This is a genomic window from Kitasatospora sp. NPDC057965 (genome assembly GCF_042887135.1).
GTDB lineage: Bacteria > Actinomycetota > Actinomycetes > Streptomycetales > Streptomycetaceae > Kitasatospora.
Window position 1 is genome coordinate 96,441 of record NZ_JBHVPZ010000025.1, and the last position, 26,993, is coordinate 123,433.

The 26,993-nt window shown below is 74.8% G+C and carries 26 protein-coding genes and 1 riboswitch; of the genes, 15 read left to right on the forward strand and 11 right to left on the reverse strand.

Annotated elements, in window-relative coordinates; translation table 11 throughout:
* Positions 1–113 precede the first annotated feature (113 nt).
* The gene (locus ACFVVU_RS28570) at positions 114–875 is read left to right on the forward strand and encodes an endonuclease/exonuclease/phosphatase family protein (RefSeq protein ID WP_387793123.1); all 762 of its coding nucleotides are present in this window, start codon (positions 114–116) and stop codon (positions 873–875) included.
* Between the two features lie 26 nt (positions 876–901).
* Here ACFVVU_RS28570 and ACFVVU_RS28575 read toward each other — a convergent pair whose 3' ends face one another.
* Both ACFVVU_RS28575 and ACFVVU_RS28580 read right to left on the reverse strand, forming a co-directional pair.
* Positions 902–1,717, reverse strand: coding sequence for a hypothetical protein (locus ACFVVU_RS28575; RefSeq protein WP_387793124.1), 816 nt, complete (start codon positions 1,715–1,717; stop codon positions 902–904).
* A 10-nt stretch (positions 1,718–1,727) separates the two neighbouring features.
* On the reverse strand, positions 1,728–2,522 hold the full coding sequence (locus tag ACFVVU_RS28580; RefSeq protein WP_387793126.1) for an alpha/beta hydrolase: 795 nt from the start codon (positions 2,520–2,522) through the stop codon (positions 1,728–1,730).
* 265 nt (positions 2,523–2,787) lie between these two features.
* Between ACFVVU_RS28580 and ACFVVU_RS28585 the strand changes: the two genes are divergently transcribed.
* Genes ACFVVU_RS28585 through ACFVVU_RS28595 form a run of 3 tightly spaced genes read left to right on the forward strand, consistent with a single transcriptional unit; the run spans position 2,788 to position 5,625 of the window.
* Positions 2,788–3,612, forward strand: coding sequence for a lysophospholipid acyltransferase family protein (locus tag ACFVVU_RS28585; protein ID WP_380688242.1), 825 nt, complete (start codon positions 2,788–2,790; stop codon positions 3,610–3,612).
* A 35-nt stretch (positions 3,613–3,647) separates the two neighbouring features.
* A complete protein-coding gene (gene macS / locus ACFVVU_RS28590; RefSeq protein WP_380688238.1) occupies positions 3,648–4,886 on the forward strand; it encodes a MacS family sensor histidine kinase in 1,239 nt (412 codons plus the stop codon).
* 40 nt (positions 4,887–4,926) lie between these two features.
* On the forward strand, positions 4,927–5,625 hold the full coding sequence (locus ACFVVU_RS28595; protein WP_380688240.1) for a response regulator: 699 nt from the start codon (positions 4,927–4,929) through the stop codon (positions 5,623–5,625).
* Positions 5,626–5,673: 48 nt separating this feature from the next.
* On the opposite strand, the gene ACFVVU_RS28600 is transcribed toward ACFVVU_RS28595, so the two are convergent.
* On the reverse strand, positions 5,674–7,632 hold the full coding sequence (locus ACFVVU_RS28600) for an anthranilate synthase family protein (protein ID WP_380683782.1): 1,959 nt from the start codon (positions 7,630–7,632) through the stop codon (positions 5,674–5,676).
* Positions 7,633–7,942: 310 nt separating this feature from the next.
* On the opposite strand from ACFVVU_RS28600, the gene ACFVVU_RS28605 reads away from it, so the two are divergent.
* Complete coding sequence (locus ACFVVU_RS28605) at positions 7,943–9,280, forward strand: class II 3-deoxy-7-phosphoheptulonate synthase (protein WP_380683781.1); 1,338 nt, start codon at positions 7,943–7,945, stop codon at positions 9,278–9,280.
* Between the two features lie 213 nt (positions 9,281–9,493).
* The gene (locus ACFVVU_RS28610; RefSeq protein ID WP_380683779.1) at positions 9,494–9,796 is read left to right on the forward strand and encodes a bacterioferritin-associated ferredoxin; all 303 of its coding nucleotides are present in this window, start codon (positions 9,494–9,496) and stop codon (positions 9,794–9,796) included.
* A gap of 37 nt (positions 9,797–9,833) precedes the next feature.
* Here ACFVVU_RS28610 and bfr read toward each other — a convergent pair whose 3' ends face one another.
* Complete coding sequence (gene bfr, locus ACFVVU_RS28615; RefSeq protein ID WP_355361745.1) at positions 9,834–10,313, reverse strand: bacterioferritin; 480 nt, start codon at positions 10,311–10,313, stop codon at positions 9,834–9,836.
* A 249-nt stretch (positions 10,314–10,562) separates the two neighbouring features.
* Here bfr and ACFVVU_RS28620 point away from each other — a divergent pair, with 249 nt between their 5' ends.
* The gene (locus ACFVVU_RS28620; protein ID WP_380683778.1) at positions 10,563–11,192 is read left to right on the forward strand and encodes a molybdopterin-dependent oxidoreductase; all 630 of its coding nucleotides are present in this window, start codon (positions 10,563–10,565) and stop codon (positions 11,190–11,192) included.
* A gap of 51 nt (positions 11,193–11,243) precedes the next feature.
* Here the strand turns inward: ACFVVU_RS28620 and pknB are convergent, their stop codons facing one another.
* From pknB to thiO, 4 genes are all read right to left on the reverse strand, one after another.
* Entirely contained in the window at positions 11,244–13,031 is a 1,788-nt protein-coding gene (pknB, locus tag ACFVVU_RS28625) for a Stk1 family PASTA domain-containing Ser/Thr kinase (protein ID WP_387793145.1), read from the reverse strand.
* Between the two features lie 148 nt (positions 13,032–13,179).
* Positions 13,180–13,977, reverse strand: a complete 798-nt coding sequence (locus tag ACFVVU_RS28630; protein ID WP_355361741.1) for a thiazole synthase — start codon at positions 13,975–13,977, stop codon at positions 13,180–13,182.
* A gap of 3 nt (positions 13,978–13,980) precedes the next feature.
* Positions 13,981–14,202, reverse strand: a complete 222-nt coding sequence (thiS, locus tag ACFVVU_RS28635; RefSeq protein ID WP_380683776.1) for a sulfur carrier protein ThiS — start codon at positions 14,200–14,202, stop codon at positions 13,981–13,983.
* The gene (gene thiO, locus ACFVVU_RS28640) at positions 14,199–15,362 is read right to left on the reverse strand and encodes a glycine oxidase ThiO (RefSeq protein ID WP_387793130.1); all 1,164 of its coding nucleotides are present in this window, start codon (positions 15,360–15,362) and stop codon (positions 14,199–14,201) included. Before thiO ends, thiS begins: the two co-directional genes overlap by 4 nt.
* Positions 15,357–15,463: riboswitch (TPP riboswitch) on the reverse strand. It overlaps the preceding gene by 6 nt.
* A gap of 120 nt (positions 15,464–15,583) precedes the next feature.
* Here thiO and ACFVVU_RS28645 point away from each other — a divergent pair.
* Genes ACFVVU_RS28645 through thiE form a run of 3 tightly spaced genes read left to right on the forward strand, consistent with a single transcriptional unit; the run spans position 15,584 to position 17,879 of the window.
* Positions 15,584–16,813, forward strand: a complete 1,230-nt coding sequence (locus tag ACFVVU_RS28645; RefSeq protein ID WP_387793131.1) for an NAD(P)/FAD-dependent oxidoreductase — start codon at positions 15,584–15,586, stop codon at positions 16,811–16,813.
* 59 nt (positions 16,814–16,872) lie between these two features.
* Positions 16,873–17,238, forward strand: coding sequence for an Rv2175c family DNA-binding protein (locus ACFVVU_RS28650; protein WP_350549447.1), 366 nt, complete (start codon positions 16,873–16,875; stop codon positions 17,236–17,238).
* Positions 17,235–17,879, forward strand: coding sequence for a thiamine phosphate synthase (gene thiE, locus ACFVVU_RS28655; RefSeq protein WP_380683773.1), 645 nt, complete (start codon positions 17,235–17,237; stop codon positions 17,877–17,879). The genes ACFVVU_RS28650 and thiE overlap by 4 nt, the downstream gene beginning before the upstream one ends.
* A gap of 51 nt (positions 17,880–17,930) precedes the next feature.
* Here thiE and ACFVVU_RS28660 read toward each other — a convergent pair whose 3' ends face one another.
* On the reverse strand, positions 17,931–19,037 hold the full coding sequence (locus ACFVVU_RS28660) for a polyprenyl synthetase family protein (RefSeq protein WP_387793132.1): 1,107 nt from the start codon (positions 19,035–19,037) through the stop codon (positions 17,931–17,933).
* Positions 19,038–19,269: 232 nt separating this feature from the next.
* Here ACFVVU_RS28660 and metF point away from each other — a divergent pair, with 232 nt between their 5' ends.
* The gene (metF, locus tag ACFVVU_RS28665) at positions 19,270–20,184 is read left to right on the forward strand and encodes a methylenetetrahydrofolate reductase [NAD(P)H] (RefSeq protein WP_380683771.1); all 915 of its coding nucleotides are present in this window, start codon (positions 19,270–19,272) and stop codon (positions 20,182–20,184) included.
* Positions 20,185–20,339: 155 nt separating this feature from the next.
* A complete protein-coding gene (locus ACFVVU_RS28670; RefSeq protein WP_387793134.1) occupies positions 20,340–21,212 on the forward strand; it encodes a hypothetical protein in 873 nt (290 codons plus the stop codon).
* A 643-nt stretch (positions 21,213–21,855) separates the two neighbouring features.
* On the opposite strand, the gene ACFVVU_RS28675 is transcribed toward ACFVVU_RS28670, so the two are convergent.
* Positions 21,856–23,361, reverse strand: a complete 1,506-nt coding sequence (locus ACFVVU_RS28675; RefSeq protein ID WP_387793136.1) for a phytoene desaturase family protein — start codon at positions 23,359–23,361, stop codon at positions 21,856–21,858.
* Between the two features lie 36 nt (positions 23,362–23,397).
* On the reverse strand, positions 23,398–24,048 hold the full coding sequence (locus tag ACFVVU_RS28680) for a DUF4126 domain-containing protein (protein ID WP_387793138.1): 651 nt from the start codon (positions 24,046–24,048) through the stop codon (positions 23,398–23,400).
* A gap of 486 nt (positions 24,049–24,534) precedes the next feature.
* Between ACFVVU_RS28680 and ACFVVU_RS28685 the strand changes: the two genes are divergently transcribed.
* The 3 genes from ACFVVU_RS28685 (at position 24,535) to ACFVVU_RS28695 (ending at position 26,852) form a co-directional block, all read left to right on the forward strand.
* On the forward strand, positions 24,535–25,167 hold the full coding sequence (locus ACFVVU_RS28685) for an SAV_6107 family HEPN domain-containing protein (RefSeq protein WP_380689952.1): 633 nt from the start codon (positions 24,535–24,537) through the stop codon (positions 25,165–25,167).
* 89 nt (positions 25,168–25,256) lie between these two features.
* Complete coding sequence (locus tag ACFVVU_RS28690) at positions 25,257–26,009, forward strand: methyltransferase domain-containing protein (protein WP_380689950.1); 753 nt, start codon at positions 25,257–25,259, stop codon at positions 26,007–26,009.
* 453 nt (positions 26,010–26,462) lie between these two features.
* Positions 26,463–26,852, forward strand: a complete 390-nt coding sequence (locus ACFVVU_RS28695; RefSeq protein ID WP_355361718.1) for a DUF3040 domain-containing protein — start codon at positions 26,463–26,465, stop codon at positions 26,850–26,852.
* Positions 26,853–26,993 lie beyond the last annotated feature (141 nt).

A 26,993-nucleotide genomic window follows, 5' to 3' on the forward strand; every position in this document is an offset into this window, starting at 1 on the left:
CGCGGCCCGTCCCTCCGCCCGGAGGGACGGGCCGCGCCGTGTCCGTGTTCACCCCTCGACGCCCCCGTCCTGCCGTACGGTCGTCACCGAGGACGCCCAGGGGAGGAACCGCGATGACCACCGCACCGGCCGCACCTGCCGAACCGGCCGAACTGCCGCCGCCCGCAGCGGGCCGGCTGCGGCTGCTCAGCTACAACGTCCGCTCGCTGCGCGACGACCGGCGCGCCCTGGTCCGGGTGATCCGGGCCTGCGCGCCCGACCTCGTCTGCGTCCAGGAGTCACCGCGCTACTGGCGTCCCCGGGGGCAGGCGGCCTGGCTCGCCCGGCGGACCGGCACCGCGGTGCTCGCCGGCGGCGGCCGGGCCGCCGCCGGGCCGCTGCTGCTCGGCCGGCCCGGCGTCCGGGTGGCGGCCGTCCACGACCGGCTGCTGCCGAAGACCCGCGGACTGCACGCGCGCGGCTTCGCGACCGCGCTGGTCGAGGTGCCCGGCGGCGCGCCGTTCACCGTCACCAGCTGCCACCTCAGCCTGGACGCGGACGAGCGGCGGCGCCAGTTCGAGCTGCTCACCGGGCAGCTGCGGTACGCCGAACTCGGCGTGATCGCGGGGGACTTCAACGAGCACCCGGACGGCCCGGGCTGGCGCTCGCTGGCCGCGCGGCTGCAGGACGGGCACGTGGTGGCGCCCTGGGGCGGCGAGATGACGTCCGTTCCGGAGAACCCCTACCAGCGGCTGGACGCCGTCTTCGCCACGCCGGGCGTCGAGGTGCTCGCCTGCGGCGTCCCGCACGGCCTGCCCGGCGTCACCGGCGCCGACCTGCGGGCCGCCACCGACCACCTCCCGGTGCTCGCCGTCCTGCAGCTGCCCGCCGGGTAGCCGGATGCCCGGGCCGGCCGCGGCGGTCAGACGACCGCGCCGCCGTGCGGGTCCTCGGGCTCGTCCTCGTCGCGGTCCTTCATCCGGACCACCAGGGTGGCGAAGCCGCCGAGGAAGGCGGCCACCCCGACCCAGGCGGGCCAGCCGGAGACCTCGCGCCAGACGACCGCGTCGAAGAGCAGCAGTGCGGGCCCGCCGAGCACCGCCAGCCAGGCGAACTTGGCGGTGGTGTCGGCCTCCGGCAGCGGCGGCGGCTCCGGCGGCTCGAAGTGGCCCTCGTCGGTCTCCTCGGCCAGCTCGAAGTCGCGCGGGCCGGAGCCGGCGGCCGGCATGACCGGCCGGCCGGAGCGGGGGCGCGGCTGGGGGGCCAGGTCGGAGAGGTCGCCGGGCTCGCCGGGCGGGCCGTCGGGCTCCTTGAAGCCCTTGAGCTCGCCGCGCGCCCGGAGGTTCTCGATCTCCGGCCAGTTCGGGTTGTTGAGGTCGACCGGGTCGTCGAACTGGGCGACCAGCGCGGCGAAGATCTCGTCCTGCTCGGCCTGGCTGCGCTCGGGCGCGCGCCGGGGGCGGGACTGGCCGGCCGGCGCGCCCGCGCCGGGCGTCGTGCCGGTGCCCGACGTGGTGCTGCTGCCCGCCCCGCCCGCGTTGCCCGTGCTGCCCGTCGCGCCGCCCGTCTCCTCGCCCGCCGCCGGGGCGTCGCCGGAGCCGGCGACCGTCTCACCGGAAGGTCCGCGACCCGTCTGCTCGCCCTCCGTCCGCCCGGCGCCCGGCCGCGCGCCGCCGGTGGCCGCACCCTCCTCGCGGGGCGTCTCGTCCTCGCCGCCCGCCGTGCTGCTCTCGTGCACTTCCGGCCCTTCAGCCTTGGTGGTGGTCGGATTTCACCGAGGTGGCGCCCGCCGCCTGCGCGGGGGCCAACCGTCGGATGAAGTCCTGGGCGGTCGCGAATATTTCCGCCGCGTCGTGGTCCAGCGTCGCGACGTGGTAGCTGCGCTGGCACAGCCGCTCCGTCACATCGGTCGAGGATATCCGGGCCAGCACCAGCTCGGAGTTGGCCGCCGATACCACGTGGTCCTGCGGGCTGTGGAAGAGCAGCACCGGCTGGGTCACCTCCGGCAGCCGGGCCTGGACCTCCTTCCACAGCCGGGCCAGCGACCAGGCGGCGTGCAGCGGCGTCCGGTCGTAGCCCAGCTCGACCGCGCCGGGCCGGGCGATGTCGTTGGCGACCCCGGGCAGGCTCGGCAGGAGGTGCCGCAGCACCGGCAGAATGACACTCGCGGGGTTGTCCGAGCGCACCGACGGGTTGACCAGCACCAGCCCGGCGACCGTGCTCCCGTGCACCGCCGCGAGCCGCAGCGCCAGGCCGCCGCCCATCGACAGCCCGACGACGAACACCCGCTCGCATTCCGCCGCCAGGGCCAGCAGCTCCCGCTCGACCTCGGCGTACCAGTCCTCCCAGCGGGTCACCTGCATGTCCTGCCAGCGGGTGCCGTGGCCCGGCAGCAGCGGCAGCGAGACGGTGCACCCGGCGGCGGCGAGGTCCTCCGCCCACGGCCGCAGCGACTGCGGCGAGCCGGTGAAGCCGTGACAGAGCAGGACGCCCACCGGCCCGCCCCGGTGGCGGTACGGTTCGGCGCCGGGCAGCAGCGGCATGGCGGACTCCTTCGCGGGCGAGGACGCTGGAGGGGGCGCTGTACGGACGGGGGCGTGCGGGGCGGACCGGTGCGGGCGGCTGCGGAATTCGCATCGTCCCACGGGCCCGCCCGCTCCGTACACCCCCGCCGGGAAGCCGGCCCGACACCCCGTCACCCGGCGGCCCGGACACCCCGTCGGGGCGGGGCGGGGCACGGGCGGACACCGAGGGGCATTAGGATCGACCGGTCCGCAATACAGGAGGCCCGGGTTGTTCTACCGACTGATGAAGATGATCGTCGCGCCGCTGCTGCGGATCTTCTTCCGGCCGTGGATCGAGGGTGAGGAGAACATCCCCACCGAGGGTGCCGCGATCATCGCGAGCAACCACCTGTCCTTCTCGGACTCCTTCTTCTTCCCCGCGCTGATCAAGCGCCGGGTGACCTTCATCGCGAAGGCCGAGTACTTCACCACGCCGGGCATCAAGGGCCGGCTGACCGCCGCCTTCTTCAAGGGTGTCGGCCAGCTCCCGGTGGACCGCTCGGGCGTGCGCGGCGCCGGCGAGGCGGCGATCCGGTCGGCGATCGCCGTGCTGGACCGCGGCGAGCTGTTCGGCGTCTACCCGGAGGGCACCCGCTCGCCCGACGGCAAGCTCTACCGGGGCAAGGTCGGCGGCCTGGCCCGCGTCGCGCTGGCTACCGGCGCGCCGGTCATCCCGGTCGCGATGATCGACACCGAGAAGGTGCAGCCGCCCGGCCAGGTGGTCCCGAACTTCGGCATCCGCCCGGGCATCCGGATCGGCCGCCCGCTGGACTTCTCCCGTTACCAGGGCATGGAGAACGACCGCTTCATCCTCCGTTCGGTGACGGACGAGGTGATGTACGAGATCATGCGGCTGTCCGGCCAGGAGTACGTCGACGTCTACGCGACCGCCGCCAAGCGGCAGATCGCCGAGGACAAGAAGAAGGCCGACGCCGAGCGCAAGGCCGTCCAGAAGGCCGAGCAGGCCGCCGCCAAGGCCGAGAAGGCCGAGGAGAAGGCGGAGGCGGAGAAGGCGGCCGAGGCCGAGAAGGCCGGCCAGGAGCCGCAGAAGGGGACCGGGCCGGCCTGAGCCGGGGCCGGCCGCACGGGGGGAGGACGGCGGGCATGACGGACGGCGGCAGAACCGGGCCCGGCCCGGGCACGGTCGGCGCGGCGGTGGCGGCGGGCGGCATGTCCGTCGAACTGCCGCTCTGGCGGGCCATCTCCTTCTTCCGGGTGCTGGCGCTCTGCTACGCGCTGCTCCGGTACTTCGACTCCTACCTGCAGTTCCTGCACCCGGTCGCCGGCTGGATCTACCTCGGCGCGCTGACGCTGTGGACGCTCGCCTCCACCCGGGCCTTCTCCGGCCCGCACCGCTGCACCTGGTACGTGCTCGCCACCGATCTGGTCCTCGTCGTCACCGGCATCGTGATGAGCGGGGTGATCGACGAACCGTCCCGGATCAGCCACGGCGCGCCGACCCTGCCCACCATCTGGGCGGCCGGCACCGTGCTCGGCTTCGCCGGGCGGGGCGGCTGGCGCTGGGCGGCGGCGGCCGGCTCGGTGATCGGGGTGGCCAATATCCTCGGCCACGGCGGCCCGACCGGCGACAACATCCACAACATCGTGCTGCTGATGCTGTCCGGCTGCGCGATCGGCTACGTCATGGAGCTCGCCCGGGCCAGCGAGGCCACGCTCACCCGGGCGCTCCAGGTCGAGGCGGCCACCCGGGAGCGCGAGCGGCTCTCCCGGGACATCCACGACGGCGTGCTGCAGGTGCTCGCCCTGGTCCAGCGCCGGGGCTCCGAGGCCCCGTCCGGCGCCGGGTCCGCCGACGGCGCGGACCTCGCCGAGCTGGGCCGGCTGGCCGGCGAGCAGGAGCGCGCCCTGCGCGCGCTGATGAGCGGCGGCCCGCTGCCCGCCCCGCGCGGCGCGGAGCAGCCGGAGCCGCCGCAGGACCTGCGCGCCCTGCTCGCCCCGTACGCGGACGAGCGGGTCACCCTCTCCGCCCCCGGCACCCCGGTGCTGCTCGCGGCCCCGGCGGCCGGCGAGCTCGCCGCCGCGGTCGGCGCGGCGGTGGACAACGTCCGCCGGCACGCCGGGCCCGCCGCGCGCGCCTGGATCCTGCTGGAGGACGAGCCGCAGGCCGTCACCGTCTCGATCCGCGACGACGGCCCGGGCTTCGCCCCCGGGCGGCTCGGCGAGGCGGAGCGGGCCGGCCGGCTCGGCGTCTCCCAGTCGATCCGCGGCCGGCTGCGTGACCTCGGCGGCTCGGCCGAGCTCTACTCGGCGCCCGGCGAGGGCGTCGAGGTGGAGCTGCGGGTGCCGCGCGCCGGCTCCGGCGCCCCGGCCGCCGCCTTGTGAGAACCCCCGTGCCGACACCTCCCGCGAAAGGGCCCCGAGCATGACGACCCAGCAGCCGATCGACCAGCAGGCGCCCGCGGGGCGACCGGTGCGGGTCATGGTGGTGGACGACCACCCGATGTGGCGCGACGCCGTCTCCCGCGACCTCGCCGAGGCCGGACTGGACGTGGTGGCCACCGCCGGCGACGGCGAGGAGGCCGTGCGCCGGGCCCGCGCCTGCGCCCCGCAGGTGGTGGTGCTCGACCTCAACCTGCCCGGTCTGCCCGGCGCCGAGGTCTGCCGCCAGGTGGTCGCGCACGATCCGACGGTGCGCGTCCTCGTGCTCTCCGCGAGCGGTGAGCACGCGGACGTGCTGGAGGCGGTGAAGTCCGGCGCGACCGGCTACCTGGTCAAGTCGGCCGGGCGGGAGGAGCTGCTGGACGCGGTGCGCCGCACGGCCGTCGGCGACGCGGTGTTCACGCCGGGCCTGGCCGGCCTGGTGCTCGGCGAGTTCCGCCGGCTGGCGGCCGAGCCGCCCGCCGCGGCCGCGCCGGTCGTCCCGCAGCTGACCGCCCGGGAGACCGAGGTGCTGCGGATGGTCGCCAAGGGCCTGTCGTACAAGCAGATCGCCGATCGGCTGGTGCTCTCGCACCGCACGGTGCAGAACCACGTCCAGAACACCCTCGGCAAGCTCCAGCTGCACAACCGGGTCGAGCTGGTCCGGTACGCGATCGAGCAGGGGCTGGACGACGGGATCTGACGCCCCACCGGGCGGGGTGCGGTCCGGCACCCCGCCCGGTGCCCCGGCTCAGCGGGCGGCGGCCACCGCGCCGCGCAGCAGCCCGGCGACGATCTCCACGCCCTCCCGGGTGAGCACCGACTCCGGGTGGAACTGCAGCCCGGCGAAGCCCGGCCCGCGCAGCGCGTGCACGTCCCCGGTCAGCGGGTCGCGGGCCACCTCGACGCCCTCGGCGGCCAGCCGGGCGGCGTCCTGGTCCGTGCAGCGGGCGGTGAAGGCGTTGTAGAAGCCGACCGTGCGCCGCGTCCCGAACAGGTCGACGTCCTCCTGCGCGCCCTGGTAGGGCACCGCCTTGCGGACCAGCGGCAGGCCGAGCGCGGCGGACAGCAGCTGGTGGCTGAGGCAGACGGCGAGCACCGGGGCGGTGCGCCGGCCGTCGCGGACGGCGGCCAGCGCGTCGGCGACGACCGGGCGCAGCACGGCCATCTTGGGGTCGTCCGCGGCGGCCGGGTCGCCCGGGCCGGGGCCGAGCACCAGCGGGCCGGGGTGGGTGGCGACCCGCTCGCGCAGGCCCGGCTCGTCGTAGCGGACCACGGTGACCCGGTGGCCGAGCGAGGTCAGCAGATGGGCGAGCATCGCGGTGAAGGTGTCCTCGCCGTCGACGACCAGGGTCTCCAGCGCCTCGGTGGCCGGGGCCGGCTGCTGCATCCGCAGCCAGAACGGGGCGAGGCCGGCCCGCCGGGCGTCCAGCGCGGCCTGGACGCGGTGGTCGTCGGCCAGCCGCGGGCCGCTCGGGCCGGCCGGCCGGGCGGGGGCCGGGCGGGCGCCGATCGCGGTGAGCACCCCGGCGGCCTTGGCGTGCGTCTCGGCGACCTCGGAGAGCGGGTCGGAGTGGCGCACCAGGGTGGCGCCGACCCGGACGGCGAGCCGGCCGGTGGCCGGGTCGATGTCGGCGGTGCGGATGCAGATCGGCGAGTCGAGCAGCTGGCCGCCGCTGGCCGAGCGGCCGATCAGGGCGAGCGCGCCGGAGTAGTAGCCGCGGCCGCCGCGCTCGTAGCGCTTGATCACCCGGGTGGCGTTCTGCACCGGGCTGCCGGTGACGGTGGCGGCGAACATCGTCTCCCGGAGCACCTCGCGGACGTCCAGCGAGGTGCGGCCGCGCAGCTCGTACTCGGTGTGCGCGAGGTGGGACATCTCCTTGAGCCGCGGGCCGAGCACCTGGCCGCCGAGGTCGCCGACGGTGCACATCATCTTGAGCTCCTCGTCGACCACCATGGTCAGTTCCTCCAGCTCCTTGGGGTCGTGGAGGAAGTCGAGCAGCGAGTCCAGTCCGGCGCCGGCGGCCGGATAGCGGTAGGTGCCGGAGATCGGGTTCATCACGACCGTCCCGCCGCTCTGCCGGACGTGCACCTCGGGGGAGGCGCCGACCAGGACGCGGTCCCCGGTGTGCACCAGGAAGGTCCAGTAGGCGCCGCGTTCCTGCTCCAGCAGCCGGCCGAACAGGGTGAGCGCGAGGGCGGGGGAGCAATGTCCGTCACCGGCTCCGCCGGGGGCCTCCAGCGTCGCGGTGAAGTCGCGGCGGATGACGAAGTTGGCGCCCTCGCCGCGGCCGATCTCCTCCTCGATCACCCGGCGCACGATCGCCGCGTACTCGGCGTCGTCGATGTCGAAGCCGCCGTCGCGCAGCGTGACCGGCAGCCGGGGGAGTGCGGCGGCGACCTCGGCGAGCGGCAGGGCGTACTGCTCGGTGACGGCCAGGGCCTGGAGCGGGGTGGCGTCGTCGTGCGCCTCGAAGCCGCGCTCGCGGATCTGCCGGTAGGGGACGAGCGCGAGCAGGTCGTGCACGGGGCCGTCGGCGGGGGCGCCGTGCCGGACCGGCAGGTCGGCCAGCCGGTCGTGGACGCCGACGGTGCCGAGCAGCACCTCGACGGTGTCCGGGGCGGTGCGCGGGGTGCGGCGGTGCAGCAGGGCGAAGGCCGGTGCGTCGGCGGCGGTGAGTCGGGCGAGCAGGTCGGCGGCACTGGTCACGGTAACGGCGTTCCTTCCGGGGGGGCTTCTGCGGCGGTGGGGATTCCGCTCCCGGGAGGGCTGTCGACCGGCTGGAGAACGCCGACGGCCGCCCCGAGGGGCGGCCGGTCGTCTGCGTCTAGGAACGCGCGGGCTGTGGGCCACCCAGGGGGTCGGCCCACCACCAGGAGAAGGTGTGCGGCGTGTTCACGGGCCCGAGCCTAGCGGATGCCGGGCCGGGAGTGAGGCCCGTCACCCGATTGTCCGCACGGTGTCTCACCCCTCGGGCGGTGGTCACAAATCGGTTGTCGCACCCCGTAGCCTTGGGCGCGTGACCGTGACGAATCTCCACACCTGGCAGACCCTGCCCGCGGCGCAGCAGCCTGAATGGCCGGACCAAGAGGCTCTGCGCAAGACCCTTGCCGAGCTCGCCTCGTATCCGCCGCTCGTCTTCGCGGGCGAGTGCGACCAGCTGCGCGCCCGGCTCGGTGCCGTGGCCCGTGGTGAGGCGTTCCTGCTGCAGGGCGGTGACTGCGCCGAGGCCTTCGACGGTGTCTCGGCGGAGCACATCCGCAACAAGCTCAAGACCCTGCTGCAGATGGCGGCCGTGCTGACGTACGCGGCCTCGGTGCCGGTCGTCAAGGTCGGCCGCATCGCCGGCCAGTACTCCAAGCCGCGCTCCAAGTCGACCGAGACCCGCGACGGCGTGACCCTGCCGGTCTACCGCGGCGACTCGGTGAACGGCTTCGAGTTCACCCCCGAGTCCCGGATCCCGGACCCGGAGCGGCTGAAGCGGATGTACAACGCGTCCGCCGCGACGCTCAACCTGGTGCGTGCCTTCACCACCGGTGGTTACGCCGACCTGCGCCAGGTGCACGCCTGGAACCAGGACTTCGTGCGCAACTCGCCGGCCGGCCAGCGCTACGAGCAGCTCGCCCGCGAGATCGACAACGCGCTGGCGTTCATGAACGCCTGCGGCGTGGCGCCGGAGGAGTTCAAGACGGTCGAGTTCTTCTCGTCCCACGAGGCGCTGATCCTGGACTACGAGACCGCGCTGACCCGTGTGGACTCGCGCACCGGCGAGCTGTACGACGTCTCCGGCCACATGGTGTGGATCGGCGAGCGCACCCGCCAGCTGGACCACGCGCACATCGAGTTCGCCTCGAAGATCCGCAACCCGATCGGCGTGAAGCTCGGCCCGACCACCTCGGTCGACGAGGCGCTGACCCTGATCGAGAAGCTGGACCCGGAGCGCGAGCCCGGCCGGCTCACCTTCATCACCCGGATGGGCGCGGGCAAGGTCCGCGAGCACCTGCCCACCCTGGTGGAGAAGGTCACCGCCTCGGGCGCGCAGCCGGTCTGGATCTGCGACCCGATGCACGGCAACACCTTCGAGGCGTCCAGCGGCCACAAGACCCGCCGCTTCGACGACGTGCTCGACGAGGTCAAGGGCTTCTTCGAGGTGCACCGCGCGCTCGGCACCCACCCGGGCGGCATCCACGTCGAGCTGACCGGTGACGACGTCACCGAGTGCGTCGGCGGCGGCGACGAGGTGCTGGTCGACGACCTGCACCAGCGCTACGAGACGGCCTGCGACCCGCGGCTCAACCGCAGCCAGTCGCTGGACCTGGCGTTCCTGGTCGCCGAGATGTACCGCGGCGGCAACTGAACGGCGGTCCACGGGCGGCGCCCGAGGGTGCCGCGCATGTGACGGCGCATGTGACAGTACATGTGACAAAAGCCTCTCCGGCCTGGGGGTTTCCCGGGCCGGGGAGGCTTTTGCGTACTCGCTCCACCGGGGTAAGGTGAGGCTCAGTGAACTAAGGCTTGCCTTAGTCAAGATCCAGTCCGCTTCACCGCTTCACCCCCGGGAGAGACCGCGATGTACGTGTGCATGTGCCATGCGGTCACCGAGGACCAGGTGAAGCAGGCGATCGACGGCGGTGCCAACACCCCGCGCCAGATCGCCAAGGGCTGCAAGGCCGGGACCGACTGCGGCTCCTGCGTGCGGCGGATCCAGGCGCTGCTCGGCGAGCACGGTGCCCGGCCCTGCCCGACCGCCCGGCTGGCCGCCAGGCTGGGCCTGGCCGACCCGGCCGCCGCGCCCGCGGTCGTGCCCACCGCCGCGCCCGCGGTCGCGGCGCCGGTGCCCGTCGTCGCGCCGGCGCGGCTGCGCGCCGCCTGACCGCGGCCCCGGGCCGGAGCCCCGCGGTCCGCCGCGCTCAGGACTCCGGCTGCTCGATCAGCTGGGCGATGTAGAGCGCCTCCCCGAGCTTCTCCACCAGGGCGAGCTGGGTGTCGAGGTAGTCGATGTGCTCCTCCTCGTCCGCCAGGATCGACTCGAAGATGTTGGCCGAGGTGACGTCGTTCTTGGCCCGCATCACCACGATCCCGCGCTTGAGCCGGTCGATCGCCTCGACCTCGACCTGCCGGTCCGCCTCGAACATCTCCTTGACCGTCTGGCCGATCCGGACGTGGAAGAGCCGCTGGTAGTTGGGCAGCCCGTCGAGGAAGAGGATCCGGTCGGTGAGCACCTCGGCGTGCTTCATCTCGTCGAAGGACTCGTGCCGGGTGTACTTGGCGAGCTTCGTCCAGCCGAAGTTCTCCTGCATCTTGGCGTGCAGGAAGTACTGGTTGATGGCGGTCAGCTCGGCGGTGAGCTGCTCGTTGAGGAACTCGATGACCTCTGCGTCGCCCTTCATGGTGTTGCCTTCCTGCTCTGCGTGCGGGATCGGGGCCGTGTGCCCGTCGGCTCCGGCTGGAGGCATCCTGGCACCGCTTTGGGGCGAAATTCCAGTAAGTTCACACTCACTAGGACATGTGTCGGAATATCCGATTTGCCCAGCGCGCAGGAAAACCCTCGCCCCCGTCGTTGGCCCGTACGAGCGGGGCGCATGGAGTACGGAAGGGGCGCACTTCGGGTGCCGCCCGCCGTCTGTCACCATGGATCCATGGGTCAGTCCGAACAAGAACCGTCGTCGCCGTCTGACCCCGGGCTCCCGCCCGGCCAGCGCGTCCAGCGCGGCTGGCCCGCCCTGCACTACGGCCCGGTGCCCCGCTTCAAGCCGCTGACCTGGGATCTCCAGGTGTTCGGCGCGACCGCCTCGGCCGAGAAGCACAGCTGGGACTTCGAGGGCTTCAACGCCCTGCCGCGCACCACCGTCCGGGCCCACTTGCACTGCGTCACCCGCTTCTCGGTGCTCGACGGCGAGTGGACCGGGGTGGCCGCCGCGGCCCTGCTCGACCTCGCGCCGCCGGACACCGGCGTCACCCACGTCATGGTCTGGGCCGAGTACGGCTACAGCGCCAACCTGAGGCTGGAGGACTTCGCCGCCGCCGACACGCTGCTCGCCACCCACCGCGACGGCGAGGCGCTCACCGCCGAGCACGGCTTCCCGGTCCGGCTGGTCGTCCCCCGGCTGTACGCCTGGAAGGGCCCCAAGTGGGTCCGGGCGGTCGAGTACATGCGGGCCGACCGGCGCGGGTTCTGGGAGGAGCGCGGCTACCACAACCGGGCCGACCCGTGGCGGGAGCAGCGCTACTCCCACCAGGAGGAGCCGGGCGACGGCCCGCTGCGCTGAGCCGACGGGCAGCGGACGGCGGGCAGCGGACGGCGGGTCGCGCGGGAACGCCTACAGGAACGGGAAGTTGACCGTGACCACGGTGCGCTGCGGACGGCGCTCGCCCGCCGCCGGGGACTGGCCGGTCACCTTGCCGGTGCCGAACAGGTTGACCCCGCTGCTCTGCATCGTGAACCCGGCCGCCTGGAGCGCCTTCTCGGCGGCCTCCTTGGACATCCCGGTGACGTCCGGGACCGGCACCATGCCCTTGCTGACCACCAGCGCGACCGGCGTGTTCTCCGGCACCTGCTGGCCGGCCGCCGGCGAGCTGCTGATCACCGAGCCCTCCGGGACGGTGTCGCTGTACGTCTCGGTCACCGTGGCGGCGGTCAGCTGCGCCCCGGTCAGCGTCGAGGAGGCCTGCGCGGACGGGCGGCCGACCACGTCCGGGACGGCGATCCGCTTGGGCCCGCGCGAGACGGTGAGGGTGACCGCGTCGCTCTTCCTGGTCCGGGTGCCCACCCCGGGGGCGGCGGCCATCACCTGGCCGACCGGGACGGACTCGCTGTACACCTCGGAGACCCGCCCGTGCATGCCCGCGGCGTCCAGGATCCGCTCCGCCTCGGTCCGGTCCTTGCCGAGCACGCCCGGCACCGTGCCGTACACCGCGCCGGAGATCGTGTAGGTGGCGCCGCCGACCAGCAGGACCAGGGCGGCGACCACGGCCGTCCAGATCAGCGGTCCCCGCGGCAGCCGGCGGGCGGTGGCGGACCGGGGGCGCCGGGCGCGGCGCGGCGCGCGCAGGGGCGGCGGCTCGTCGTACGGGCGGGGCTCGGTGAGCAGCTGGTCCATGAGGTCCGGCGGCACGTCCAGCACGCTGGTGCGCTCGACCGGGGGCGCGGGCAGCAGCACCGGGGTGAGCACCGAGGTCGCCTCGCCGGTCGGGTACCGCGGGCTGGGCCGGGTGGAGGCCGGCGGTTCGGCGTCCAGCTGGGCCGGGGTGAGCCCGCGGCGCACCCGCTGGAGCGCGGCGAGCAGCTCGACCGCGTCGTGCGGGCGGATCGCGCGGTCCCGGGCGCAGGCGCCGGCCACTATGGCGTCCAGCCCGGGCGTCACGCCGGGGACGGCGGCGGACGGCGGCGGGACGTCCTCGTGCAGGTGGCGGTACATCACCTGGACGGGGTTCTCGCCGGTGTGCGGGCGGGCGCCGGTGAGCATCTCGTAGAGCAGGATGCCGGCCGCGTAGACGTCCACCCGCTGGTCGGTCTCGGCGCCCGGGCGGATCTGCTCGGGCGCGAGGTAGGAGACGGTGCCGAGCACGGTGCCGGCCGTCGCGGTGGTGGAGGTGGTGGCGCCGTCGGCGGCGTCGAGCACCCGGACCAGGCCGAAGTCGGCGACCTTGACCAGGCCGTCCTCGGTGATCAGCACGTTCTCGGGCTTGACGTCGCGGTGCACCAGTCCGGCCCGGTGGGCGGCGCCCAGGGCGGCGAGCACCGGCTCCAGGATGTCCAGGGCGGCCCGCACGGACAGCGCGCCGCGGTCGCGCAGCAGGTCGCGCAGGGTGCCGCCGGGCACGTACTCCATGGCGAGGAAGACGTGCGCGCCGTCGGCGCCCTGGTCGAAGACGTTGACCACGTTGGGGTGGGCGAGCCGGGCGACGGCCTTGGCCTCGCGGATGAAGCGGCTGGTGAACGCGGTGTCGCCGGCCAGCGAGGGGTGCATCACCTTGAGCGCCACGACCCGGTCGAGCCGGGTGTCGGTGCCCTGGTAGACGGTGGACATGCCGCCGGTGGCGATCCGCCGCTCGACCCGGTACCGGCCGTCGAGCAGGGTACCGATCAGGGGGTCGCGCAATGCCATGTCCACCCGGCGAGTCTAGGACGTGGGGGTCCGCCGGCCCCGGGAGACACCGCTCCCGGGGCCGCTCTGTGCCCGGTTTGTGACACCAGAACGATGATCGTGTTGATTATCCGGAATGTCGGGTGCCCGGAACGGACGGGGCGGACCCTCAGAACGCCGGGTGCTCGCGGGTGTCCAGGTCGGCGCGGCCGGCCATCGCGGACGAGGCCTCGGCGTGGAACCGGCGCGGGATCCGGCCCGCCCGGTGGGCCAGCCGGCCCGCCTCGGCGGCGTGCCGCATCGCGTCGGCCATCAGCACCGGGTCCTGGGCGCGGGTGACGGCCGAGGCCAGCATCACCGCGGCGCAGCCCAGTTCCATCGCCAGCGCGACGTCCGAGGCGGTGCCGGCGCCGGCGTCCAGGATCACCGGGACGCCCGCGCCCTCCACGATCAGCTGGAAGTTGTGCGGGTTGCGGATGCCCAGGCCGGAGCCGATCGGCGAGCCCAGCGGCATGATCGCCGCGCAGCCGACGTCCTCCAGCTTGCGGGCCAGCACCGGGTCGTCGTTGGTGTACGGCAGCACCGTGAAGCCGTCGTCGACCAGGGTCTCGGCGGCGTCCAGCAGCTCGATCGGGTCCGGCAGCAGGGTCCGCTCGTCGGCGATCACCTCCAGCTTCACCCAGTCGGTGCCGAGCGCCTCGCGGGCCAGCCGGGCGGTCAGCACGGCCTCGCCGGCGGTGAAGCAGCCGGCCGTGTTGGGCAGTACCCGGATGCCGTTGCGGCTCAGCACGTCCAGCACCGAGCCCTGGGTGCCGGCGTTCACCCGGCGCATGGCCACGGTGGTCAGCTCGGTGCCGGACACCCGCAGCGCCTGCTCCAGGACCTCCAGGCTGGGGGCGCCGCCGGTGCCCATGATCAGCCGGGAGGAGAAGGACGTCCCGGCGATGGTGAGAAGGTCGTCGGCCATCGGTCAGCCTCCCTGGACGGCGGTGAGGATCTCGATCCGGTCGCCCGCCGACAGCGGCGTGCGCGGCCACTCGGCGCGCGGCACCACGGCCTCGTTCAGGGCGGCGGCGACGCCGGAGTGCGCCTGGCTGAGGGTGGCGACCACCTCGGCGAGGGTGGTCGTGGCGGGCACCTCGCGGGGCTCGCCGTTGACGCTCAGGGGGATGTCGCTGGTGCGGGGGCTCATGCCGGGACCTTCGTGAATCGGGTGGGGGCGAACGGGTGGGCGAGCTCCGGCAGGGTGCCGGTGGCCAGGTAGTCGGCCAGCAGGTCGCCGGTGACGGGCGTCAGCAGGACGCCGTTGCGGTAGTGGCCGGTGGCGGCGACCAGGCCGGGCAGCGCGGTCGGGCCGAGCAGCGGCGCGTTGTCCGGCGAACCGGGGCGCAGCCCGGCGCCGGTCTCCACCAGCGGCAGCTCGGTGATGCCGGGGACCAGCTCGTGCGCGTCGCGCAGCAGCTCGTACACCCCGCCGGCGGTGACCGTGGTGTCGTGGCCCTGCTCCTCGGTGGTCGCGCCGACCACCAGCTCGCCGTTCTCGCGCGGCACCAGGTAGAGGTGGCCGCCGCGGACCACGGCGCGCACGTTGCGCGAGAGGAAGGGCCGGTACGCCTCCGGCACCCGCAGCCGCAGCACCTGCCCCTTGACCGGGCGGATCGCCGGCAGCACGCCCGGGGGCAGGCCGGGCAGCAGGTGGCTGCGCGAGCCGGCCGCGAGCACGATCCGGTCGGCGGTGACGCTCTCGCCGGTGGCCAGCCGGGCTCCGGTCGCGCGGTCGTGCTCGACCAGCAGATCGGTGACCTCGGTGCGGTGCACCACCGCGCCGGCCCGCTCGCACGCGTGCAGCAGGGCCTCGGCCAGCCGGCGGCCGTCCACCTGGTGGTCGTCGGTGACGTGCAGGCCGCCGCGCACGCCGGGTGCGAGCATCGGCTCCAGTCGGCGGGCCTCACGGCCGGTGAGCCACTGCGAGTCCAGGCCGAGCCGCTGGTGGAAGGCGTGCAGCTCGCGCAGTTCCGCGCGGTCGTCGGCGTCGAGGGCGACGGCGAGGGTGCCGCACTGCCGGTAGCCGATGTCCCGGCCGCCGCTCGCCTCGGTGAGTTCGGCGGCGAAGGACGCGTACCGCTCGTTGGAGGCCATCCCGAGGCGCAGCAGCGGCTCCTCGCCGTACTGGAGTTCGGTGACCGGGGCGAGCATGCCCGCCGCGACCTGGGCGGCACCGTGGCCGGGCCAGGGGTCGACCAGCAGGACGCGCAGCCCGCGCTGGGCCGCCCGCCAGGCGACGACGAGGCCGATGATCCCACCGCCGATGACCAGCACCTCGGCATGGGCGCCCCGTACCAGGCGTGTCAAAGCTGCTCTCCCTTCGCCGGTATGACCCGGATCAGGTTCGGACGGTCGCGGGCCGTGCCAGCCCGCCTCTCAGCCCGGTGCGCCGGGCTCCCGTGATGGTGCCCCCACCTTAACTCCGGGGGGTGCGCCCCCTGAAGGTGCCCGGGAGCGGGGCGGGGAGGGACGGGGGAGGGGCGGCCTAGGACCTCGGACCCGGGACCGGCCTCAGTACAGTGACGGGCGTGGCTGAGCTGAACGGAACGGGACAGACGGATCGGGTCGTCGTGGTGGGCGCCGGGCTGGCCGGGGCGCAGTGCGCCGCGGTGCTGCGGCGCGACGGCTGGCAGGGGCGGATCACGCTGGTCGGCGAGGAGCCGCACGCGCCGTACGACCGGCCGCCGCTCTCCAAGGACGTCCTGCTCGGCAAGACCGACAGCACCGCCCTCGACCTCGACTTCGCCGGCCTCGGCGTCGAGCTGCTCACCGGCCGCCGCGCCACCGGACTCACCCCCGGCGGTCCCGGCGGCGCGGGCCTGCTGCACACCGACGCCGGGGACGAGCCGTACGACGCGCTGGTGATCGCCACCGGCGCCGAGCCGCGGGCCCTGCCCGGCGCCGAGCGCGCCCATCTGCTGCACACCCTGGACGACGCGCTGGCGCTGCGCGCCCTGCTCCGCCCCGGCCTGCGCCTGGTGCTGGTCGGCGCGGGCTGGATCGGCGCCGAGGTGGCCACCGCCGCCCGGGCGGCCGGCTGCGAGGTGACCGTCGTCGAGGCCGGCCCGGCGCCCGTCCCCGGCGCGCTGCCCGCCGAGGTCGGCCGGGCGATGGCCGCCTGGTACGCCGAGGCCGGGGTGGACCTGCGCTGCGGCACCGGCGTCGCGGCCGTCGAACCGGGCGCGGTGCTGCTCGCCGACGGCTCGCACCTGCCCGCCGACGAGGTGGTGGTCGGCATCGGCGCCCGCCCGGCCACCGGCTGGCTGGCCGGCACCGGGGTCGCCCTGGACGCGGCCGGCGCCGTGCTGGTGGACGAGCGGCTGCGCACCACCGTGCCGGGTGTCCTCGCGGCCGGCGACTGCGTCAGCTACCCCTCGGTGCGCTCCGGCACCCGGCTGACCGTCCAGCACTGGGACCACGCGCTGCAGTCCGGCGAGGCCGTCGCCGCCACCCTGCTCGGAACGGACGCGCCGCCGTACGACCCGGTGCAGTACTTCTGGTCCGAGCAGTTCGGCCGGATGGCGCAGTACGCCGGACGGCACGGCGCGGGCGACGAGCTGCTGTGGCGCGGCTCGCCGTCGGACGCCGGCTGGTCGGTGCTCTGGCTGCGCGACGGCGCCCTGCGCGCGCTGCTCGCGGTCGACCGGCCGCGCGACCTGACCCAGGGACGGCGGCTGATCGAGCGAGGCGCCGTGCTCGACCCGGCCCGCGCCGCCGACCCGGCGGTCCCGCTGAAGTCGGCCCTGGCCGCCGGGTAGCGCCGGGCGGCGGACCCGGTTGGTGCGCGGCGGGCCGCCGAGGTGGCAGTCTGGTGCTTGTGAGTGAGATCGAAGCCAAGATTGAAGCCCTGGTCCCCGCGTGGCTGTACCTCCCCGACATCTCCGAGAAGTGGGGTCTGGTGGTCACCGAGGTCCGCAACATGGTCAAGAAGGGTGACCTGATCGCCGTCCGCCGCGGCCCCAACAAGTCGCTGCAGGTCCCGGCGGCGTTCATCGACGAGACCGGCCCGGTGAAGCACCTGGTCGGCACGCTGACGGTGCTGCGCGACAGCGGGTTCAGCGACGAGGAGATCCTCGAATGGATGTTCAGCGAGGACCCGTCGCTGCCCGGCACCCCCGTCCAGGCGCTCTGGGAGAACCGGGCCACCGAGGTCAAGCGCCGCGCCCAGGCGATGGCGCTGTGACGGACCGACGGGATCGGCTCGCCGACGCCCGGCTGTACCTGTGCACCGACGCCCGGCGCGAGCGCGGCGACCTCGCCGAGTTCCTGGACGCGGCGCTGGCCGGCGGCGTCGACATCGTCCAGCTCCGGGACAAGGGCCTGGAGGCCCGGCAGGAACTGGCGGCGCTGGAGGTCTTCGCCGACGCCTGCCGCCGGCACGGCAAGCTGCTCGCCGTCAACGACCGCGCCGACGTCGCCCACGCGGCCGGCCCCGACGTGCTGCACCTCGGGCAGGACGACCTTCCGGTGCCCGCCGCCCGGGCGATCATCGGCGAGGACGTGCTGATCGGGCGGTCCTGCCACGCCGAGTCCGAGGTGGCCGCGGCCGCCGCCGAGCCCGGCGTCGACTACTTCTGCACCGGTCCGGTCTGGCCGACCCCGACCAAGCCTGGACGCCCCGCGCCGGGCCTGGGCCTGGTCGAGTACGCGGCGAAGCTGGGGACCGACCGCCCGTGGTTCGCCATCGGCGGCGTCGACCTCGGCAACCTGGACGAGGTGCTGGCCGCCGGCGCCCGCCGGGTGGTCGTCGTCCGGGCCATCACCGCCGCGGACGACCCGGGGGCCGCGGCCGCCGAGTTCGCCCGCCGGCTGCGCGCCCGCTGACCGACCGGGGCCGCCGCCGTCCGCTCCGCCCCCGCGCCTGTGCGGAGGGGGTCAGTACTTGCGGACGGTGGCGGCCTCGGCGAGCGCCAGCAGCGTCCCGCGGGCCCGCGGGTCCGCCAGCGGCGCCTCGTCCAGCGCGGCCAGCGCCTGACGCAGCAGCTCCTCGATCCGCTGCTCCACCCGCTCCGGCGCGCCGCTGCGGGCCACCAGTTCGCGCAGCCCGGCGACCTCCCCGGCGGTCAGGTCCGGTGCGCCCAGCCGCTCGTCCAGGTGCCGTGCCTCGGCGGCCGGCAGGCCCCGCATGGCGTGCGCGACCAGCAGCGTCCGCTTGCCCTCGCGCAGGTCGTCGCCGGCCGGCTTGCCGGTGACCACCGGGTCGCCGAACACGCCGAGCAGGTCGTCCCGCAGCTGGAACGCCTCGCCCAGCGGCAGGCCGAACGCCCCGTAGGCCTCCACCAGCCGGGGCGGGGCCCCCGCGAGCAGGGCGCCGACCTGGAGCGGCCGCTCGATCGTGTACTTGGCCGACTTGTAGTGCAGGACGGTCTGCGCGCGGTCCAGCGCGCCCTGGTCGGTGGAGTCCCCGGCGACCGGCTCCAGCACGTCCAGGTACTGGCCGACCATCACCTCGGTGCGCATCAGGTCGAACATCGGCTTGGCGGCCAGCACCGCCGCCGGGTCCAGGCCGGAGTTCAGGAACAGCTCGTCGCACCAGATCAGCAGCAGGTCGCCGAGCAGCACCGCCGCCGAGGCGCCGTACTGCTCGCGGTCGCCGCGCCAGCCGCGCTCGCGGTGCATCGCCTCGAAGCGGCGGTGCACGGAGGGCAGGCCGCGGCGGGTGTCGCTGCGGTCCATGAGGTCGTCGTGGACGAGCGCGCTGGCCTGGAGCAGCTCCAGGGCCGCCGCCGCCCGGGTGATCCCCTCGCCCGCCGCCGGGCCGCCGGCGCCGCGCCAGCCCCAGTAGCAGAACGCCGGGCGCAGCCGCTTGCCGCCGTCCAGCAGGAAGTCACGCAGCGCCTCGGTGACCGGCTCCAGCTGCGGGGAGACCTTGCCGAGCAGGGCCGACTGGCCGTCCATGAAGCCGACGAGGGCCGCGTTGACGCGCTCGCGCACGTCCTCCACGTCAATCGGGTTGGCCGGCCGGTGGCTGGAGGAGGTCACGATGGGGCTCCGGAGGTAGCTGGGGTGCGCAGCAAGCGTATCCGGGGTGGAGGGGAACAGCCGTACGCGCGAGCTCCGGCCGGGCGCGCGGCCCGCCGTCCGTCCGCCGTCCGCGCGGATCCCGCGCAGGGCCCCGGTGTCGTCCATCCGACGTCCACCTGTCGTCCATCCGGCGTCTCAAGGGCTGGGACCGAGTTGTCCGCGCCCTTCCACCGGCGGCTAACCTGCCAGCATGGCACTCGGTATCGCTTCGACCAGACCGGACCGCGCGCAGACGGTCCGCGAACTCCTGGCAGCAGGAAAGCGGTCCTTCTCCTTCGAGTTCATGCCGCCGCGCACCGAGGTCGGCGAGCAGAAGCTCTGGGACGCCATCCGGCGGCTCGAACCGCTCGACCCCAACTTCGTCTGCATGACGTACGGCGCCGGCGGCTCCTCGCGCGAGCGCACGGTGAACATGGTCGGCCGGATCGCCACCGAGACCACGCTCACCCCGGTCGCCCACCTGACCGCCGTCGACCACTCCGTCGCCGAGCTGCGCAACATCATCGGCCAGTACGCCGACCAGGGCGTGCGCAACGTCCTCGCGGTGCGCGGCGACCCGCCCGGCGACCCGCTGGGCGAGTGGGTCAGCCACCCGGAGGGCGTCACCTACGCGTACGAGCTGGTCGAGCTGATCAAGGGCATCGGCGACTTCTGCGTCGGCGTGGCGGCCTCGCCGAACATGCACCCGCGCTCGACCAACTGGGACGACGACATCCGGCACTTCGTGGCGAAGGTCCGCTCCGGGGCCGACTACGCGATCACCCAGATGTTCTTCGAGGTGGACGACTACCTGCGGCTGCGCGACCGGGTGACGGCCGCCGGCTGCGAGACGCCGATCATCCCGGAGATCATGCCGGTCACCAACGCCAAGCAGCTGGAGCGCTTCCCGCAGCTGAGCGGTTCGGCCTTCCCGCCGGACCTGGAGGCCAGGCTGCGCGCGGTGATCGACGACCCGGCGGCGCTGCGCGCGATCGGCATGGAGCACGCCACCGCGATGTCCGAGCGGCTGCTGGCGGAGGGCGTCCCCGGGCTGCACTTCATCACGCTGAACCACTCGACGGCGACGCTGGAGATCTACCAGAACCTCGGTCTGCACCGGCGCTGAACTGCGGCGCGTCGCGTTCCCGCGGGGTTCCCGCAGGGTTCCCGCCGGGTTCCTGCGGGGGACGGGAACGCGATGCGGTACCCGGGCCGTTGAACCGGTACAGTCGCCGCACACGCGCGGCGGGCGCGGGCACGCGACTGGAGGTAGCGGGCGGGATGGGCATCGGATACCTGCTGCTGTACGTCGCGTTGGCGGTGGTGGCACTCTGGCTGGTCGCCGAGCTGCTGTTCCAGAACCGGGCCCCGCTGCACTGGCGCGGCCTCGCCCTGGCGGGCTTCCTCGCGGTGGCCGCCGGGATGGCGGCGGGCTCCGTGCCGGTGATCGGCGCGGGCGCCGCGATGTTCGCGGTCGGCCAGACCTTCGTGACGCTCTCGGTGAAGCGCGGGTACGCCTCCGGGTGGTCGCTGCGGGCGGCGGACGGCAGGCTGCCGGGGCCGCTCGCCAAGGTGCCGCTGCTCGGTGCGCTCACCGGCGGGGGCGCGGCCGTCGCCGCCGCGGCGGTCGCGGTGGAGCAGGTCGGCGAGGTGGGCGCGGTCGAGGAGGCCCCGGCCGTGGTGCCGCCGGCGGCGGAGGAGACGGCCGTCGAGCAGACCGCCGCGTTCGAGATGCAGGAGCTCGCCGCCGACGGCGTGTACGCGTCGTCCTACTACGAGCAGCAGCAGGACGCCGCCGCCTACACCGAGGCCTACCAGGCCGGCTACGACCCGGCGCAGCAGCAACAGCAGCAGTACGGCTACGACCAGCAGCAGCAGTGGCAGCAGCAGTACGGCTACGACCAGGGCTACGGCACCTACCAGCAGCAGCCCGACGCGTACGGCAACTACCAGCAGCAGCAGGCCGACCCGTACACCGGCTACCAGCAGCAGCCACAGCAGCAGTACGGCTACGACCAGCAGCAGTGGCAGCCCACCGAGCCCCAGCCGCAGCCCGAGCAGCCCATCACCGGCATCCCGCACCAGCCGCAGCAGCCCCACTACGACCAGTACGGCTACCAGCAGCAGCACCCCACCTGGCAGCAGCAGCCCTGACCCGAGCGCACCCGGGAAGTCCGCGCACGCCCGCGGCCTCCGGCCGCCGGCGCGCCCTCAAGCGCACAGAAAGTCGGCGGGGCCGACTTCCCACTCCGTCCCGCCTCGCGATCTCCGGCCGCCAGCGCGGCCCCACGTGCTCTCTATGCGCGTAGACGCGCGCCCGCACGCGTGGGAAGTCGGCCCCGCCGACTTCCCACGCGTGCTCGCGCGGCGCTCGCCCGAGAAGTCGGCTCCGCCGACTTTCCGCTCCATCCATCCCCGGGCGCCGGCTACCGGCGCCCGGGGACCTCATCGGCTTCTATGCGCATACATTCGGCGTCGTGTGCGCGGGAAGTCGGCGGGGTCGACTTTCCGTGCCGCATGCCCCTCCTGGCTTCGGGTCGCCGGGCGGCTGTATGGGGGCTGGCGTGGAGGTGTGCATGGGAAGTCGGCCTGGCCGACTTTCTGCTCCGAGGGGCTCTGGCTGCTGGCCGCCACGCGCTCTATGCGCGTAGATGCGAGGCGCGCGCACATGAAGTCGGCGGGGCCGACTTTCCGCGCTGTTTGCGCCGCATGCGGAGCGGCGCTGGTGGCCTCGCACGGGGTCTGCGCGTAGATGTGGGCGTGGGAAGTCGGTGGGGTCGACTTTCCGTGGCGGGGGTCAGGCGGGGCCGATGAGGTTGGCGACGATGCAGGCGGACATGCCGACGCGGGCGAGGCCGCCGCCGGGGTGGGCGGCGCCGCCGGTGAGGTAGAGGCCGGGGTGGTCCTCGTTCGGGGCCTGGAGGAGGTCGCCGTCGAGGCCGGCCAGGGCGGGGGCCGGGACGGAGCCGAAGAAGGAACCGGTCTCGCGCTCGGTGTGCTCGGGGGTGCGGACCACGCGCCAGAGCAGCCGCTCGCGCAGGTTCAGGCCGGCCGCGTCGACGTGGTCGAGCATCCGGTCGGCGAAGGCGTCCGCGACCCCGGGCGTGCCCCAGTCGAGGTCCAGCGACGGGGTGGTCGCCGTCAGCACCACGGCCTCGTGTCCCGCCGGGTGCAGCGACGGGTCGTCGGGCCGCAGCACCTGCACGGTCGGCCGGTCGGTCGGCGGGGTGCCCGGGGTGAAGACGCCGGCCAGTTCGGCGGCCGGGTCGCCGGCGTGCACCACCGTGCGGTGCGCCGTGCCCTCCGGGCGGGCGCCGCGCAGCGCGAGCAGGACGCTCACCCGCCCCGGCACGCCGTGCAGCCGGCCGGCGGCGGCGGGCCACTCGTCCGAGCTCTCGGCCGGTCCCATCCACTGGGTGTGCAGCACCCGGGCGTCGATCGAGGAGACCACCAGGTCGGCGTCGATCCGGTCGCCCTTGGTCTGCACGCCGCAGACCCGGCCGTCGCGGACGACGACCTTGGCGACCGGCGTCTCGAAGCGGAACTCCACCTTGCGCTGCTCGCAGCGGCGGTACACCGCGTCGGCCAGCGCGCGCAGGCCGCCCTTGACGTACCAGACGCCGAAGGACTGCTCCATGTACGGCAGTACGGTGGCCCCGGCGGGGGCGGTGCGCGGGTCGAGGCCGAACCGCAGCGCGTGCTCGTGCAGCAGGGCGGTCAGTCGCGGGTGCCCGCCGAGCTGCTCGGCGGCGACGTCGGCGAGCGTCCACCGGCGCGGTGGGCGACGCCGGCCGAACAGACCGCGCCGGGCCGGGCCGGGCACGGGGTACGGGTCGGTGTGCAGCGGCGTCGGGTCGGCCGGCAGCGGCTCCTCCAGCAGCGGGCGGCGGGTGGCCTCCCAGACCGTGCGGCCGTGGTTCAGCACCTCGGCCCACCGCTCGCCCGCGCCCGGGCCGAAGGCCTCGTCGAGGGCCTGGACCACGCCGCCCCGGGAGGCGTTGGGCAGGGAGACGGCCGTCCCGTCGGGGAACAGGTGCCGGCTCTCCGGGTCGACCGGGCCGAGCTCGACCAGCTGTTCCAGCGGCTCGCGCCCGGTCTTCAGGGCGAGGTCGCGGTAGACGGCGGGCAGGGTGAGCAGTCCGGGGCCGGTGTCGAACGCGAAGCCGTCGCGCTCGTAGCGGCCGACCATGCCGCCGTAGGTGCCGCGTGCCTCGCAGACCGTCACCTTGTGCCCGAGGGTCGCCAGCCGGGAAGCCGCCGCGAGCCCGCTCATACCTGCGCCGATGATGACGATCCGTGCCATGGTGACGATCCTAGGACCGCCGGACGGATCCCCCGGTCACGGGCTGCCCGGCCCGGTGGCCCCGACGGTCCCGGGGGCATCGACGGTCCCGGCGGTCCCGGCCGCGCGGGCGGCACGGCGTTCGCGACGGCGGGCGCGGAAGGCGCGGATCCGGTTGATCGCGAACCACACCAGCAGGACGCCGGCCAGCAGCAGGACGGCGGCGATCGAGGCGGCCAGCCACGGGTGGAAGATCGCCAGCGTGACCAGCCCGGCCACCGAGACGTCCTCGGCCAGCGAGACCGCGATGTTGCTGGCCGGCTCGGGCGAGGTGTTGACCGCCATCCGCAGCGAGGCCTTCACCAGGTGGCTGACCAGCGCCGTCGTGCCGCCCATCGCGCCCGCCGCGACCTCGCTCAGCGACCCCGGGTCGGTGGAGGCGATCAGCGCGCCGACGGTGGCGCCCGCGATCGGCCGGATCACCGTGTGGGCGACGTCCCAGACGCTGTCCACGTACGGGATCTTGTCGGCCACCGCCTCCAGCAGGAACAGCGCGGCGGCCGCGAGCAGCACGTCGGTGCGCTCCAGGGCGGCCGGCACCGAGTCGGCCCCGGCGAACCGGCCCAGCAGGCCGAGCAGCAGCACCACCGCGTAGGCGTTGATCCCGCTCGCCAGTCCGCTGGTGAAGATCAGCGGGACGATCGTCATCCGTTTCCCCGTCCGTTCCTGCTCGCAGTCCCCGCCGGGATCCGCCCGACTCGCCGTACCGTACCGGGACGCCGCCGCGCCGACCGGTGGTTCCCGTGCCGACCGTCTGAGTACGGATACTCAGACGGCCGATTGAGTACCTGCACGGATGGCCTTTGACCTGCGCGGACGTCACAGTGGTGGCACCGGGACGGCGGCGCGTCGGGCGCCCCGCCCCGGAGGAGCGGACGGCCGGTGCGATCGCACGGACCCGTCCGCACCGGAGCCGGCCGGAGGCCGCGCACCGCCGACACGGGGCGGCGGTGCGGGCCACGGGGGAGCCGGTGCCCGGGGGGACCGGGAAGTGCCGAAGCGCCGTCCGTGGGGGGACGGCGCTTCGGTGGCCGGCCGGGCCGGTCACCGGGGGGCCCGATTGTCAGTGGTGCCGTTCACCATGGAGGGGCACGGGCCACCCGGCCCGGGCGCTGCCTCGGAACGGGGGAGACCATGACCATCAGCCACCCTGAGCCCGTCACCGCCCGCCTCCACTCCGCCGCCTACCGACCGGGGAGCGCGCCGCGCTCCTCCGCCCACCGGCCGTCCGCCGGTGCCGATGTGCACCCGGTGCTGCGCCGGGCCGCCGCCCCGCCCGCCGCGCTCGACCTGCTCGCCGAGGCCCACCGCACCCTCGCCCGGGCCCGCGGCCTGGAGGACCCGCTGGAGCGGTACGCCGCCGCGCACCTCGCGGCGCTGCGCACCGTGGCGGCGGTGCTCGCCGTGCGCGGGCGCCCGGAGAAGAGTGAGCGGCGCCGCCGGGCGATCCGCAGCGCCTGGGAGGTGCTGCCCGAGGTGGCGCCCGAACTCGCCGAGTGGGCGCCGTACTTCGCGGCGGGCGCGCGCCGCCGGGCGGCCGCCGAGGCGGGCATCCGGGGCTCGGCCTCGGTCCGGGACGCGGACGACCTGGTCCGCAACTCGGCCCTGTTCCTGCGCCTGGTCGAGCGCCTGCTCGGCCTGCACGCCGCCCCGCCCGCCCCGCGGCTGCCGCTGGACGACCTCGACGGGCAGCGGGCGGACGGGCGGCGGACCGACGGGCGGCGGACCGACGGACCGGGGGAGGCGGAGGTGCGCGAGGCCGGGTGAGCGAAGGGGCGGCCGAACGGGGCGCCGGGACGGGAGGGCCTAAGGTGGAGACAACCTGATCGACACTGCACGTGCCAAGGAGCCTCGCCTTGTACCCGACGCGTCCCCGCAGCGCCCTGCGTACCGCCGTGGTGTGGGAGGTGGTGCGCGCCGCCCTGGAGAAGCGGGTGGCCGAGCTGGACCAGCCGGTGCTCGACGTGGTCGACACCGGCGGCGGCACCGGCAACTTCGCCGTGCCGGTGGCCCGGCTCGGTCACCGGGTCACCGTGGTCGACCCGAGCCCGGACGCGCTGTTCGCGCTGGAGCGGCGAGCCGCCGAGGCCGGCGTGACCGACCTGGTCCGCGCCGTGCAGGGTGACACCCAGACGCTGCCCGAGCTGGTCGCGCCCGGCACCGTCGACGCGGTGCTCTGCCACGGCGTGCTGGAGGTCGTCGACGACCCGGCCGAGGCGCTCGCGAGCCTGGCCGGCACCCTGCGCCGGGGCGGTTTCGTGAGCCTGCTGGCCGCCAACCGCAACGGTGCCGTGCTCGCCCGCGCGCTCGGCGGCCACTTCGACGACGCCCGCGCGGTGCTGGGCGCCGCCGACGGCCGCTGGGGCGCGAACGACCCGATGCCGCGCCGCTTCACCGGCGAGGAGCTGGACCGGCTGGCGGCCGGCGCCGGGCTGCGGGTGGAGTCGGTGCACGGTGTGCGGGTCTTCGCCGACCTGGTGCCGGGCGTCCTGGTGGACACCGAGCCGGGCGCGCTGGACGCGCTGCTGAAGCTGGAGGAGGCCGCCGCCGGGCAGCCGGCCTTCCACGCGGTGGCGACCCAGCTCCACCTGCTGGCCACCCTGGGCTGACCGGCCGGCCCGCCGCCGGCCCACCGCCGGCCCGCCACCGGTCCACTGTCGGCCCACCCCCGTTCGCCGACGGACTTCCCACCGTTCGCCGGCCCACCATCGGTGTGCCTTCCACCCCGTCTCCCCGCCCTCTCCTCGGGATCTCCCCAGGTCCGGGCCGATTCCAATGGATCGGGCACTTGTCCGCACCCTTCCGCGTTGAGGAGGGTGCGGCGAGGAGCCGCCGAAGTGGCCGGGCCCACGCGTGGTCGACCACTCCGCGACGGGCCCGTGGACCGTATGATCTGGGTAAAGCCGGAAAGCATGACCGCCGGATGCTCGGGGCATATGGACGACACGGGCCCGGGCCCCCGCACAGGCGTCCGACCGCGTGTTCTGAAGGCTGATTGGACTTGCCACCCCGACCGGGGCGGCGGACCGGTCGCATCCGCGACCGACGAGTAGGAGGACTCCGTGCCGCTCTCGGAGCACGAGCAGCGACTGCTCGACCAGATGGAGCGAGCGCTGTATGCCGAAGATCCCAAATTCGCTTCGGCGCTTGAGGGAACCGGCCTGCGCACCTACACCCGCCGGCGGGTGTATCTGGCCATCGGCGGCTTCGTGGTCGGCATCGGCCTCCTGATGGGCGGCATGGTCGTCGACCAGATCTGGGTCAGTGTGGTGGGCTTCCTGGTGATGCTCGGGTGCGCGGTCTTCGCCGTGACGGGCTGGCGCCGCGGGCCCGCGGGCCAGGCGCAGCGCTCCGGCGGTCAGGCCGCCGCGCCCCGCCGCAAGGCCGGGATGATGGACCGGGTCGAGCAGCGCTGGCAGCGTCGGCGCGACGAGCAGACCGGCGGCTTCTGAGCGACGGACTCCGAGAGACCGCACCGCCCCTACCGGCGGACGGTACGGACGCGACAGCAACGGCAAGCACTGGCAAAAGCAGCAGCAACAGCACGGACGTGGGGGGGGCGGGGCGGGGCACCGCGGCCCCCCCCCCGCCCC